The sequence below is a fragment of the Nocardia sp. NPDC006044 genome (genome assembly GCF_042871115.1).
GTDB lineage: Bacteria > Actinomycetota > Actinomycetes > Mycobacteriales > Mycobacteriaceae > Nocardia.
On sequence record NZ_JBIAID010000008.1, the window covers coordinates 103802 to 116889 of the forward strand.

At 69.0% G+C, this 13088-nt stretch carries 11 protein-coding genes; 2 read left to right on the forward strand and 9 right to left on the reverse strand.

Annotation, left to right across the window (positions count from 1 at the left end; all coding sequences use genetic code 11):
- Nucleotides 1–160 precede the first annotated feature (160 nt).
- The gene (locus ACFYO1_RS42410) at nucleotides 161–1942 is read right to left on the reverse strand and encodes a gamma-glutamyltransferase family protein (protein ID WP_387244931.1); all 1782 of its coding nucleotides are present in this window, start codon (nucleotides 1940–1942) and stop codon (nucleotides 161–163) included.
- A gap of 71 nt (nucleotides 1943–2013) precedes the next feature.
- Here ACFYO1_RS42410 and ACFYO1_RS42415 point away from each other — a divergent pair, with 71 nt between their 5' ends.
- Entirely contained in the window at nucleotides 2014–2913 is a 900-nt protein-coding gene (locus ACFYO1_RS42415; RefSeq protein WP_387244934.1) for a LysR family transcriptional regulator, read from the forward strand.
- A 13-nt stretch (nucleotides 2914–2926) separates the two neighbouring features.
- On the opposite strand, the gene ppc is transcribed toward ACFYO1_RS42415, so the two are convergent.
- The gene (ppc, locus tag ACFYO1_RS42420; protein WP_387244937.1) at nucleotides 2927–5701 is read right to left on the reverse strand and encodes a phosphoenolpyruvate carboxylase; all 2775 of its coding nucleotides are present in this window, start codon (nucleotides 5699–5701) and stop codon (nucleotides 2927–2929) included.
- A 102-nt stretch (nucleotides 5702–5803) separates the two neighbouring features.
- On the opposite strand from ppc, the gene ACFYO1_RS42425 reads away from it, so the two are divergent.
- Nucleotides 5804–6298, forward strand: coding sequence for a nitroreductase/quinone reductase family protein (locus ACFYO1_RS42425; protein ID WP_387244940.1), 495 nt, complete (start codon nucleotides 5804–5806; stop codon nucleotides 6296–6298).
- A gap of 37 nt (nucleotides 6299–6335) precedes the next feature.
- On the opposite strand, the gene ACFYO1_RS42430 is transcribed toward ACFYO1_RS42425, so the two are convergent.
- The 7 genes from ACFYO1_RS42430 to ACFYO1_RS42460 all read right to left on the reverse strand — a co-directional run bounded on the left by ACFYO1_RS42430 (nucleotide 6336) and on the right by ACFYO1_RS42460 (nucleotide 12814).
- Nucleotides 6336–6755 carry a VOC family protein gene (locus ACFYO1_RS42430; protein ID WP_387244943.1) on the reverse strand — a complete coding sequence of 140 codons (420 nt, stop codon included), beginning with the start codon at nucleotides 6753–6755 and terminating at the stop codon, nucleotides 6336–6338.
- A 79-nt stretch (nucleotides 6756–6834) separates the two neighbouring features.
- Nucleotides 6835–7974: an AAA family ATPase gene (locus ACFYO1_RS42435; protein ID WP_387244946.1), complete on the reverse strand. Its 1140-nt coding sequence runs from the start codon at nucleotides 7972–7974 to the stop codon at nucleotides 6835–6837.
- 32 nt (nucleotides 7975–8006) lie between these two features.
- Entirely contained in the window at nucleotides 8007–8564 is a 558-nt protein-coding gene (locus tag ACFYO1_RS42440) for a sugar O-acetyltransferase (RefSeq protein ID WP_387244949.1), read from the reverse strand.
- Nucleotides 8565–8648: 84 nt separating this feature from the next.
- Nucleotides 8649–9191 (reverse strand): ATP/GTP-binding protein, encoded by a 543-nt coding sequence (locus ACFYO1_RS42445; protein ID WP_387245229.1) that lies wholly within the window; start codon nucleotides 9189–9191, stop codon nucleotides 8649–8651.
- Nucleotides 9192–9240: 49 nt separating this feature from the next.
- Nucleotides 9241–9630 carry a DUF742 domain-containing protein gene (locus ACFYO1_RS42450; protein WP_364737692.1) on the reverse strand — a complete coding sequence of 130 codons (390 nt, stop codon included), beginning with the start codon at nucleotides 9628–9630 and terminating at the stop codon, nucleotides 9241–9243.
- Between the two features lie 53 nt (nucleotides 9631–9683).
- Nucleotides 9684–10067, reverse strand: coding sequence for a roadblock/LC7 domain-containing protein (locus tag ACFYO1_RS42455; protein ID WP_378722643.1), 384 nt, complete (start codon nucleotides 10065–10067; stop codon nucleotides 9684–9686).
- 41 nt (nucleotides 10068–10108) lie between these two features.
- Nucleotides 10109–12814, reverse strand: a complete 2706-nt coding sequence (locus tag ACFYO1_RS42460; RefSeq protein ID WP_387244952.1) for a nitrate- and nitrite sensing domain-containing protein — start codon at nucleotides 12812–12814, stop codon at nucleotides 10109–10111.
- Between the last annotated feature and the right edge of the window lie 274 nt (nucleotides 12815–13088).

The window sequence follows — 13088 nt, forward strand, 5'->3', positions numbered from 1 at the left end:
GCTACAAGATACTTCAACGTTTCGCACTTTTCTCGCCGGGTATTCCTTTTCGTAGAATGTTCTCCAGCGCGCCATCGCACGAATCGGCGGCACCTTCCAAATGACACGACAAATAGCGGTCCGGCGTATCCGGACCGCTATTCTCCATTTAGTTGTTCAGTTATCGTCCCGCGGCGTAGCCCTGCATGCCCCTGGGATTGGCTCCAGCTGAAAGTACACCGTTCTCCCGGTCGCGAGCTACCGCGCACAACCGGCCTTCCGACCACGGCGGGCCCACCGTGACGCTGTGCCCGCGTCGTTCCAGGTCGGCGATGACCTCGGTGCCGATGCGCGACTCCACGATCACCGCGCCCGGGCTCATCGCCCGCGGATAGAACGAGCCGGGGAAACTTTCCTGATGCCAGTTCGGGGCATCGATGGCGCCTTGCAGATCGAGTCCGCCGCGCACTTTCTCGCGCAGCGCCACGGCCAGGAAGAAATGCAGGCTCCACTGATCCTGTTGATCGCCGCCCGGCGTACCGAACGCCATCACCGCTTCGCCGTCGCGCAGCGCCAGCGACGGGCTGAGCGTGGTGCGCGGGCGGCGGCCCGGCGCGAGCGAGTTGGGCAGTCCCGGCTCCAGCCAGGACATCTGTAGTCGGGTGCCGAGCGGGAAACCGAGCTCGGGGACCACCGGATTCGATTGCAGCCAGCCACCACTGGGCGTCGCCGCGATCATGTTGCCCCAGCGGTCGACGATATCGAGCTGGCAGGTGTCGCCGCGGGTGGCGCCGGAGGTGGCCACCGTCGGCTCGCCCGCGCCCACCGCGGCGTCAACGGCCCCAACGGAATTGGTCTGCACGTAGCCGCTCAACCGCGGCCGCTGGCCGTCCGGGCTGCCCGGACGCAGTTCGTAGGACGCCTGCGGTCCGATAAGCGCGCTGCGCTGGGCGTTGTACCACGGGGAAAGCAGGGTGGACAGCGAGACCTGGGTGCTGTCGCCGTACCACGCCTCCCGGTCGGCCATCGCGAGCTTCGAGCCCTCGATCAGCGTGTGGTAGTACTCCGGCGTGCCGTACTCCAGTCGTTCCGGCAGGAGCGCGAGCTGTTGCAGCAGGACCGGGCCCTGGCTCCACAGACCCGGCTTCGCGACGGTCCAGCCGTTCCAGGTGTAGGTGACCGGATTCTCGTATGTCGCACTGAAATTCGCGAGATCGTCACCGGTCAGCCAGCCGACGTGACGTTCGCCGGAGGTGTCCATGGTCGGGCGCGCGGCCGCGGCGGCCAGCGCTTCGGCGATGAAGCCCTCGCGCCAGACGCGCCGGGCGGCCTCGATCTGGCCGTCCCGGTCGGAGCTCGCGGCCTCGGCCTCGGTGATCAGCCTGCGCCACGTCGCGGCGAGCACCGGATTGCGCAGCAATGCGCCTGCGGCAGGGGCCTTTCCGTCCTTCAGGTAGAGCTCGGCGGAGGTGGTCCATTCGTTCTCGAACAGCTCGGCCACCGTCTCGACGGTCTCGCCGACCCGCTCGACCGCGGGGTGGCCACGCTCGGCGTTGCCGATCGCATAGGACAGCACCTCGGCCAGCCGCTTCGTGCCGTGATCGCGCAGCAGCACCATCCAGGCGTCGAACGCGCCGGGGACCGCGGCGGCAAGCGGGCCGGTGCCGGGCACCAGGTCCAGGCCGAGCGCGTTGTAGCGGGCGATGGTGGCGCCGGCCGGGGCGGGGCCCTGGCCACACAGCACGCGCGGCGGCAGGCCCGCGGGTGCGAGAATGATCGGCACCTCACCGGCCGGGCCGTTCAGATGCGGCTCGACCACGTGCAACACGAACCCCGCGGCGACCGCCGCGTCGAACGCGTTACCGTCGTTCTCGAGCACCGCCATCGCGGCGGCCGAGGCGAGCCAGTGGGTTGACGACACCATCCCGAAGGTGCCCTGCAAGGTAGGACGCGTGGTGAACACCTGCCGAGTATCGCCTTATAGCGGTACGTACGTCCAAGACATCTATGGCACCAAACCGATAGCCTATGGTTATGGAACGCAGGCAGCTCGAGTACTTCGTCGCCATCGTCGAGCACGGCGGGTTCACCCACGCCGCGCGGGCTTTGCGGGTAGCCCAGCCGTCGCTGTCGCGGGCGATCGGCAAGCTGGAGCGCGAGCTCGGGGTGGCACTGTTCCACCGGGTCGGGCGCAACGCGGTGCTCAGCAACGCGGGCGAGTTCATGGCCGACCGGGCGCGGCAGGTGCTGCGTGATCTGGACGCGCTGCGGGCGGCCGCGCAGGCGGTCGGCGAGGGCGTGGTCGGACGGGTGGATGTGGCGGCCACCTCATCCTCCACGCTGGAGCCGGTGATCAGCACCATCGCCGAACTGCGCGAGCATCACCCGGGGCTGACGGTCGGCACCTGGTCGGCACTGTCCGCCGCCGAGGTGGTCGCCATGGTGTTGCGCGGGCGCTGCGAAGCCGGGGTCTGCGGCAGCGCGGAACGTCCCGCAGGCCGCGGTCTGGTGGCCCATCACCTGCGCGACGAACAGTTCCTGCTCGTCGCTCCCCCGGGCACGACGATCGGCACCGATGGCACAGTCACGCCAGAAGACCTGCGCGGCATGAGCTTTGTCATCACCCAGCCGGCCACCGCGGTCCGGGCGCGGTTCGACCGGCTCGCCGCCACCGTCGGCGACCTGCACATCGCGGCCGAGGTCGGCGACCGCAGCGTGGTGCTGCCGATGGTGCTGCGCGGCATCGGCTCCGGGCTGATGCCGGACGGCTGGCACGACCTGGCGATGCGCGCGGGGGCCGAGGTCTATCGGTTCGACCCGCCGGAGAAGCTGCCGCAGTGGCTGGTGCACCGCGGCGGCCCGCTGACCGCCGCGGCTCAGGCGTTCGTCGATACCACCCTGTCCCAGGCCGCACAGGCGCGCGCGGCACGCTGAAGCCTCGTCCGGGCTAGCCCGAGTTGCGCAACGCGGTGGCGAGGCCGTTCATGGTGAGCAGGATGCCGCGCTTGACCAGTTCCGAATCGTCGCCCGCCCGCAGCCTGCGCAGCAGCTCCACCTGCATCTGGTTCAGCGGCTCCAGGTAGGGGAAGCGGTTGTGGATCGACTCGGCCAGCGACGGGTTGTCAGCGAGCAGGTGATCGTTGCCGGTGATCGCGGCGTGCATCCGGATGGTCCTGGCGTGCTCGTCGCGGATCATGCCGAAGATCTGCTCGCGCAGCGCCACGTCCTCGACCAGCTCGGCGTAGCGGGCGGCGATGTCGAGGTCGCTCTTGGCCATCACCTGCGCCAGATTCGACAGCACGGTGCGCAGGAACGGCCAGCGCCGATACAGATCGGTCAGTGTCGCGAGCCGTTCCGGATCGCCGCCGATCCATTCCTCCAGCGCGGTGCCGGTGCCGTACCAGCCGGGCAGCATCACCCTGGCCTGGCTCCAGGACATCACCCACGGGATGGCGCGCAGATCCGACACCGAGTTGGTCGGTTTGCGCGAGGCGGGCCTGCTGCCGATGTTCAGGTCGCCGACCTCGGCCACCGGGGTGGACTGGCGGAAATACTCGACGAATCCCGGTGTTTCGTGCACCAGGCGGGCGTAGGCGGCGCGGGCCCGGTCGGCGAGCTCGTCCATGAGCTCGTAGGACGGTTCCGCGTCCGCGCCGAGACCCTCCACGTCGAGCAGCGTGGACTCCAAGGTGCCCGCGATGAGGGATTCCAGGTTGCGGTGCGCCGCACCGGGTTCGGCGTACTTGGCGGCGATCACCTCACCCTGCTCGGTCAGCCGCAGCGAGCCGCGCACGGCGCCGGCGGGCTGGGCGAGGATGGCGTCGTAGCTGCGGCCGCCGCCGCGGCCGACGGTGCCGCCGCGACCGTGGAAGAGCCGCAACCGGATTCCGGCCTTGCGGGCCACCTCGACGAGATCGAGTTCGGCGCGGTACAGCGCCCAGTTGGCCGCGAGGTAGCCGCCGTCCTTGTTGGAGTCGGAGTATCCGAGCATCACCTCCTGCCGCATCCCGCGCGCGGCGACCAGGTCGCGGTACGCCGGAACATCCAGTGCCGCAGCCAAAGTCGCTGCTCCGGCGCCGAGGTCCTCGATGGTCTCGAACAGCGGGACGATGCCCACCGAGCAGTGCGGCGGGCCGTCCGGCTCGCCGGGATCGAGCAGGCCGCCCTCCTTCAACAGCAGCGCCGCCTCCAGCATGTCGCTGACCGAGGTACACATGCTGATGATGTAGTTGGGCACCGCTTCGGTGCCGAACGTGTCGACGACATCGCGTGCGGCGCAGACGATGTCGACCTCCTTGCGGGCCAGCTCGCTCAGCCTGGCGTGCGGGCCGAGCAGCGGGCGGCGGGTGCGCAGTTCCCCGGCGAGCAGCTCGACGCGCTGCGCTTCGGGCAGGCTCGCGTAGTCCGGATGCACTCCCGCCCAGGCGAACAGCTCGGCGACGACCTGCTCGTGCACCTCCGAGTTCTGCCGCATGTCCAGGCCCTGGAGGTGAAACCCGAAGGTCTCGACGGCGTGCCGCAGCGCGGCGAGGCGGTCGTCGGCGAGCAGGCCGTCGCCGCTGGCGCGCAGGGAGGCGTCCACCGCGTCGAGGTCGTCGAGCACGGCCTGCGGGGTCGGGTACGGGTCCGCGCCGACATCGAGTCCGTCCGGCGGGAGTTCACCGAGGGCGCGCCGCGCGGTGGCGGTCAGCCTGCCTCGAATGGTGTGCAGCGCACGGCGATACGGTTCGTCGGCGTGGGTGGCGGGGTCGGGGTATCCGGCCTCGGCCAGGGCGGCCACCTCGGGTGTCACCTGAACGAGCCGCGCCGAGAGGGCCAGCGCCTTTTCCAGTTCCACCAGTTCGCGCAGGTAGCGGGAGAAGGCGACCAGCGCCGCCTGGTGCCCGGCCTGGCGCACGACATCCGCGGTCACGTACGGGTTTCCGTCCCGGTCGCCGCCGATCCAGGAGCCGGGGCGCAGGATCGGCCTGGGCAGCAGCTCGGCACCAGGCCAGCGCGAGCGCAGTGCCGCGCGCACCTCGGCGTTGATCGCCGGGATCACGTCGAACAGGGTGATGTCGTAGTAGCGCAGGCCGACCGAGATCTCGTCCTGGATCCGCAAGCGCTGCAACCGGATCAGCGCGGTGCGCCACAGGCTGAGCACCTGCCTGCGGATCTGCTGCTCGAAACCGGCGCGCTCCCGGTCGGTTTCGGTGTAGCGCTGACGCAGCCGCATCAGTTCGGTGATCCGGGTCTGGCTGTCGAACACCGTGCGGCGGCGAGTTTCGGTGGGGTGCGCGGTGATCACCGGCGACACCAGCGCGTCGGCCAGCAGGTCGGCGACCTCGGCGCCGTCCAGCGCGGCCGCGTCGAGCTTGCGATAGGTGGCGGCCAGCGACGAATCCTGCGGCGGCTCACCGGCCGCCTCGTGCGCCTTGCGCCGGCGATCGCGCTGGATGTCCTCGGCCAGGTTGGCCAGCAGCACGAAGTAGCTGAACGCGCGGATCAGCGGCAAGGCCACCGCGATGTCGACCCCGTCGAGCATCTCCGCCACCGCGCTGCGCTCGACCTCGGCCCGGCGCACCCGGAAGGCCTCGATGCGCACCCGCTCGATCAGGTCGAACACCTCGGGACCCTCGTGGTCGCGGATGGCGTCGCCGAGTACCCCGCCGAGAAACCGGATGTCGTCGCGTAGCGGCCGGATGGCGTCGTCGTGTTGCGTCTCGCTCGTCGATTCACCCATGATCAGACAGTATTGCCGTCCGGTCCCCGTTGGTATGCGACGCCGCCCACACCGTGTCGCCGCGGGCCGGCGAACGGCACCGCAGCACCCGGGAGGACGACCATGGCCGAGAACACCCCCGACAGTCCCACGCTCACCCTCAGCGGCCGATTCGCGCATTTCGGCACCACCAGGCTCAACGCGATCAGCCGCTGGCAGAGCCGCCTGCACAACGCGGTGTATCAACGATTCGACGGCACGGTGCTCGGAAAGTTCATGGGCCGCCCGGTATTCCAGCTGACCGTGCCCGGACGCAAGACCGGCGAGCCGCGCCCGGTGATCCTGATGCTGGTCCGCGACGGCGACGATCTGCTGGTCACCGGGTCCTACGGCGGCAACCCGAAACCGCCCGCCTGGTGGGGCAATCTGGTCGCCGCCGGCGGCGGGCAGGTGCGGGTCGGCCGGGAAAGCTGGGCGGTGACCGCGCGGGTGATCACCGATCCGGACGAGTACGCCGGGTACTGGCGCAAGCTGGTGGACCAGTACCCGGACTTCGCGACCTACCAGGCGCTCACCTCGCGCAAGCTACCGGTCGCGGTGCTGACCCGCGCCAGTTGACGCCTGGAAAGCCCAGGGGGTCAACGAGTTCCGGGACTCAGCCGAGAACCTCGGAGAACCGGAGATGGTTGCCCCACGGGTCGCGGAACCCACAGTCGCGCATGCCGTAGGGCTGGGTGATCGGTTCCTGGGTGACCGCGACGCCGGCGTCGCGCAGCCGGGCGAAGGTGTCGTCGGCCGACTGGACGCTGAAGATCAGCGTCCCCGCCGCGCCGTTCTTCAATCGCGCCTGCGCCGCCTCGCGCGCCACCGCATCCGGGTTCATCTCCGGCACCTCGAGGATGAATTCGAGACCGGGCTGATCGGCCGGCCCGACGGTCAGCCAGCGGCCGCCGGGAAACGGCATGTCCTGGCGGACCTCGAGGCCGAGCACGTCGCGATAGAACTGGAGGGCCTGGTCCTGATCGCCGACGAGCAGGGCGACATGGGTGAGTGCGAGATCTTTGCCGTTGCTCATTGTTAGTTCTCCTTAAGTAGGCAGGGCATCACTACTGACGGCTGAGGCGACACGAACTCATCGGCCGGGGCTCAATTGGCTAGCGTTTCGGCCAGTACCAGGGCGGTTGGTCGAGCCGACCTTGGCCCGCGATGGTCGTCGCACCGTTCTCCTTGACCAGCTCGATGGTGTGCAACTCCGGCGCGCTCGCGGTCAGCGCGGTGACCAGTGGTGACGCGTGCGTGACGACCACGACCTGGGTGTCCGCCGAGACGGTGGCGATGAGTTCGGCGAGCGGAGCCAGCAGTTCGGGATGCAGGCTGGTTTCGGGCTCGTTGAGCACCAGGAGTGCGGGTGGGCGCGGGGTCAGGAGGGCGGCGACCAGAAGCAGATACCGCAGGGTGCCGTCGGAGAGTTCGGCGCCACCGAGCGGGCGGACCAGGCCGCGCTGGTAGAGCGCGAGTTCGAATCTGCCGTCCCGGTCGATGATTTCGACCTCACTGCCGGGGAACGCGCGGTCGATCGACTGGGTGAGGATGTGCGCGTCGCCGATCTCCCGGATGGTTTGCAGCGCCGCGGCCAGATCGGCGCCGTCGTGGCCCAGGACCATCGTCCGGGTGCCGACCTGCGGTGATCGGGCGGGCGCGTCGGCGTCGGTGCGGAGATGGTCGTAGAACCGCCAGGACCGGATGCGTTCGCGCAGCACCAGCAGGTCCGGCGCGCTCTGCGGATCGGCCAGTTCGCTGAGCATGCTGTCGAACGGTCGCACGGTGTGCGGCACCATCGCCCAGCCGCCGTCGCCGTCGCGTAGTCGTACGACGGGACCGCCGCGGTCGGCCAGCAGGGTGGACGGGCGCAGCACCGGGCCGGCCCAGACCGCCTCGGTTTTGATCACCGGATCGCGGTTGAACATCGAGGTGCGATCGGGCACCGGCATACCCAGCTCGGCGGCGTAACCGAAGTCTTCCCCGGCGAACCCGACCCGCACGCCTATCGAATCGCCTTTGACGGTTCCGTCACCGATGCCGCCCTGCCCCGCCCACAGCGTGGAAGCCACGCCACCTTCGCGGGCCAGCGCGGCGATGGCCCCGTTGCGGGAGAAGTCCGCCAGCAGCCGCAGGGTCCGATACAGACTGGATTTGCCGCTGCCGTTCGCCCCGGTCACCACATTGAGCTGGCCCAACGGCATGGTCAGTTGTCGTAACGACCGGTAGTTCTCGATGGCGAGGGTCCGCAACATGACCCCAGGCTAACCATCCGCTACGACAGCGATCACAGCTCGCGGATCACCCGCGCCGGATTGCCCGCGGCGAACACCTTCGGCGGCAGATCCCGGGTGACCACGCTGCCCGCGCCGACCACGGTGTCGTCCCCGACCGTCACCCCCGGGCACACGATCACCCCGCCGCCGAACCACACGTTGTTCCCGATCCGGATCGGCGCGGCGGTCTCCCAGCGCTGCCTGCGCAGTTCGTGGTCTGCCATCGGGTGCAACGCGGTCAGCAGCTGGCATCGCGGCCCGATCGACACGTCGTTACCGATGCTGATCGGCGCGCAATCCAGCAGGATCGCATCGAAATTCAGGAAACTGTTCGTGCCGATCTCGATCAGGTACCCGTAGTCGCACTGGAACCGCGGCCGGATCCACGACCCCTCGCCGAACTTCCCCAGCAACGCCCGCAGCGTCGCCTCCCGCCCCGCCCGATCCCCGGCCTCGCTGCGATTGAACTCGTCGCACAACCGCTGCGCGCGCTCCCGCTCCGCCTCCAGCTCGGGATCGTTGTCCCGGTACAACTCCCCGCGGAGCATCCGCTCCTTCTGCTCACCCACCCCCGCCACCTTAGACGCCGAACGGGACATGACCCGGCCCCGCTTTCGACGGCCGCCGTGGTCGTGTCCCGTTCGATGGAAACGTCAGGCAGGCAGTCCCTGCACCGATAGTCGGTGGAACAGCACCTGCTCCAGGAGGGCGACGAGCACGTCTTTGACCGATTCCCGGTCGCGCGCATCGCATTCCAGCACCGGGATCCAGTCGTCGAGCTCCAGCGCCTCGCGCACCTCGCCGAGGTCGAAGTGCACGCCGTTGTCGAAACGGTTGACCACCACCACGAACGGCGTCTGCTTCTCCTCGAAGTAGTCCAGCACCGGGTAGCAGTCGCCGATCCGGCTGGTGTCCACCATGATCACCGCGCCGAGCGCGCCGTCCACCAGGTCGTCCCAGAGGAAGACGAAGCGGTCCTGGCCGGGCGTGCCGAACAGGTACAGAATCAGCGAGCGGTCCAACGTGATTCGGCCGAAATCGAGCGCGACCGTGGTCTGGGTCTTGTCCGCGCGCCGGCCCGGATCGTCGACGCCGAGCGACACCTCGGTCATCGCCGCCTCGGTGACCAGCGGCTCGATCTCGGAGATCGCCCCGATGAATGTTGTTTTGCCGACACCGAATCCGCCGCTGATCACGATCTTCACCGACGACGGCATCGTCGGCGGTGGCGGCGCAGTGTTCATGTCAGAGTGCCCGTACAAGGTCCCTGATCCTCTCGATGGCAGCGGTGGACAGTTGATCGGCCTCGCGCACGGTCGCGTACCCACCGGCGACGAGATCGCTCACGACGACCTTCGCTACACCGACCGGAACGCGCAGCGCGGTACCGATTTCGGCGATGGAGTGGGGCTGCTGGCACAGCTGCACCACGGTGCGCTGTTCGAATTGCAGCGGTGCGGACAACGCCGAGGGCGGCGCCTGCACCAGGGTCTCGATGCGCAAACCGTCCATCAACGGCGTAGTGCGCCCCGCGGTGACGACAAAGGGACGCACAAACTGTTCATCACTGTCGACAAGTTCTTCGGCCGGTGGTTGTTGCTGGCCTGGGCGGTCCGGATCGAACCACCCGAACATCTGATTCATCGGGATCATCCGCGGGTCCGGCAGCCTCGGCCGGTCAGGATCTCTCATCTTCGCAACGTCTCTCGCAACTCGGATATCAACGCCGGGTCAAGGAGCGACCCGGCGCGTTCGGCCAGCACGGCCATTTCGTAGCCGACAAGGCCGACATCGCAACTGCCGTCGGCGATCACGCCGAGGCAGCTGCCGTCACCCATGGCCGAGACGAGCAGGAAGCCCCGCTTCATCTCGATCATGATCAGTTTGAGTCCGTCGAAGGAGTAACTGCGTGACGCGCTCTTGGCGAGGCTGGCCAGCCCCGAAACCATGGCCGAGAGGCGGTCCGCCGAGGTGCGGTCCAGGCCGTCCGACATTGCGATGAGCAAACCGTCCGAGGAGACCGCGACGGTATCGCGGACACCGTCGGTTTCCCGGACGAAGTTCGCGAGCATCCAGTTGAACGTGTGCGGGTCGGCGCTCGGCAAGTGAGTGGTCACCGGTTCTCCTCTGCGATGGTCTGAGCCTGATCGTCGGCGCGGGTGTCGTGGTCGCGGGCACCGACATACGGACGGGTGGTCGACGGCGGCGGCGGGGCGCCGCGCTCGTGTCCGGCCCGGAACGACGAAAGCATGCTACGGGTTTCCTCCGGCGAACGTTCCGGAATCGGCGCCCGATCCGGACGTTCGGCCGCGCCGTTGGCGTCGCGGCGCGGATCCGTGCCCGGCGCGGTGCCCGCGGTGCGAGACTTCTTGTTGCGCTTGACAAGCCCGTTACGCGTGGTGCGCTGGCCGGGACTGGCGGTAGCCGATCCGTTGCCGCTGTACAGGCTTTCGGCGACACCGTAGTGACCGTCCGGCGAATCGGGCAGTCGCCAGGTTCCGGTATCGGTGAGGTTGCTCGACTGTGCGGGCACCGCCGACGGCGGCGTGGAAACCGATGGCGGAGAAACGAATTGGGAGTACGCGGAGGGCGCGGGGGCGCTCGGCGCGGCATGCTGCGGACCGTTGTACTGATCCTCGCGCGGTACCGCCCGCTGCGCCGCGGTCCACGGACCCTCGGCCCGGCGTTCCGCCCCGTTGTGCTCGTCCGACGAGACGGCCGGTGCCGCGTGGGCGGGACCGCGCGGGGCCGGCGGAATCGGTTCGGGCGCGGTGTTGCCCCGGATCACCGCCGGAGAGGTCATGGCGCCGTTGCCATTCGGCGCCTGCTCCAGCTCGGGCTGGCCGCTCGACTCCGAATCGGCGCCCCAGGAGCGCTCCAAACCGGTGCCGGAGATCTTCGCCTGCACCGCGGCAGGCCGCCGATCTTGTTCCTGCACAAGGATTTCCAGCGGCAGCGACATCCGGGCAACGATGCCGCTGACCGGCGAGACATTGAGCTCGACGTCGATGCCGAGCCGCTCGGCCAGGCGACCGACCACGTAGTGGCCGAGGTAGCGGGTCGGCGCGACGATGAAGTCCTGCTCGCCGCGCAGCCTGGCGTTGGACTGGGCCAGCTGGTCCATCGGCATGCCGACGCCGTGGTCGACCACGGCCAGCAGGTACCCGTGCGGCACCCGGCGGCCGTAGATCTCGACCTCGAGATCCGGTGGGGAGAAGGCGAGTCCGTTCTCGATCAGCTCGGCCAGCATGTGCGCCAGCTCGCTGACCACCGCGCCGGTGATCATCACATCGTCCACCCGGCGCAGCACCACCCGGCGGTAGTCGTCGACCTCGGACAGACCGGCCCGGATGACGTCGCTCAGCGCGATCGGCTGCGCCCAGCGGCGCGGGCTCGCCTCGCCGACGAGCACCAGCAGGCTTTCGGCGTTGCGGCGCATGCGGGTGGCGAGGTGGTCGAGCTCGAACAGGTTGGACAGACCCTTGGGATCGAGTTCCTCGCGTTCGAACTCGCTGATCAGGCCCAGCTGGCGGCGCACCAGGTTCTGGTTGCGCCGGGCCAGGTTGGCCATCGACTCCGTGGTGTTGCGGCGCACCAGCGCCTGCTGCGAGGCCAGCTCGAAGGCGGTGGTCTGCACGCGGTTGAGCGCGCCTGCCAGAGCGGCGATTTCGGTACTCGCACCGGCGGGCGCCAGCACCGGCATCGGCGCCTCCGGCCTGCTGTCGTCGGCCCGCGACCAGGCCTCGATGACCTGGGGTAGCCGGCGCGAGGCCACGTCGTCGGCCTCGCCGGCCAGCGCGGCCAGCGGGCGCACGATGGCCCGCACCGAGGTGATCACCAGCGCGATCATCGCGGCGATGGCGATGGCCGAGGCGACGAGGAAGCCGATCAGCTTGGTGGCCGCGGCGGCGCGCAGGCTGTCCGCGCGAGCCTGCACGTCGTCGCCGACGGCCTGCTGCACGGCGCGCTGCTCGTCGAGAACGCTGGACATCTGCGTCCACCACGTCATCGGGTCGACCTCGCGGACCAGCGGCCCGTCGCTGGAGGCGATCGCGATGCTCTCGGATTGGTCTGCCTTGATGGCGTTCTCGCTCAGCATGGCCGCGTCCAGCTTGGACTGCTGGCCCTTGGTCGCGTAGCGGGAGAACGCGGTGAAGCCCGCGAGCTTGGTCGAGCGGATCTCCATGAACTGCACGTACTCGCCGCCGTTGAACCGGCCCGCGGTGAAGACGCCGTTGAGGAAGCCTCGCTCCTTGTCGACCTCCTCCTTGGCCGCGCCGAGCGCGTACAGCGCCTGCAGACCGCGCTGGATCTGCGGGTCGCGGGCCTGGTCGAGGCCGAGCGCGAGCCGGTTCAGCGCGGTGACGGCGTCGGTGTAGAACTGGAACACCACCTGGCGGCTGACCCGGCGCGAGTCGATCTGCGTGCGCGTGTTCGCCAGCAGATTCAGCTGGCCGAGCGCGGCCCGAACCTGGTCCGCGCCAGGGGCATCCCCGGCCGCGGCGCTGGTGAGCGAGCCGAGCGCGGCGTCGACCTTGCCGCGCTGATCGAGCAGCGGTTGCTGCAGGCGGTTGTCGCCGCCGAGCAGGCCGTTGCTCAGACCGAGCTCACGCTGGATCTGGTTGGTGAGGTCCTGCACGTTCAGCGCCAGCGAGACGGCCTTCACCGTGTCGTTGGACTCGCGGTAGTCCGAGAGTTCGCGGTAGACAGTCACTCCCAGCAACGCGAGCACCAGAATCAGCGCGAGCGCCAGAATTCGGGTCAGCTGACCGCCGATGGTGCGCGGCCGCGCGATGGCCGCAATTCTCCCGCTTGGCAACGCGGAGGGAACCGCAATAGTGAGATCCGGTGTGTCCCCGGGCTTTGGTTGCCGTAGACGTGAACGCACCAACCTGCTACTCCTCCGAAAAGCCGGCCGTGACAGCTCCACGACGAGCGCACGGAAAGTCTCCGAGCAAAATCCCATATGCCCGGTCCGGCGTCAACTCGAGAACCCCGAATAGGGAACTTTGTTCATACTTTTCAACCTGCGCTGCAACCTGTTGCCACCCGCTGTCCAGTCCAGGACAGAAAGGTCGTACAACGTTGAAGCA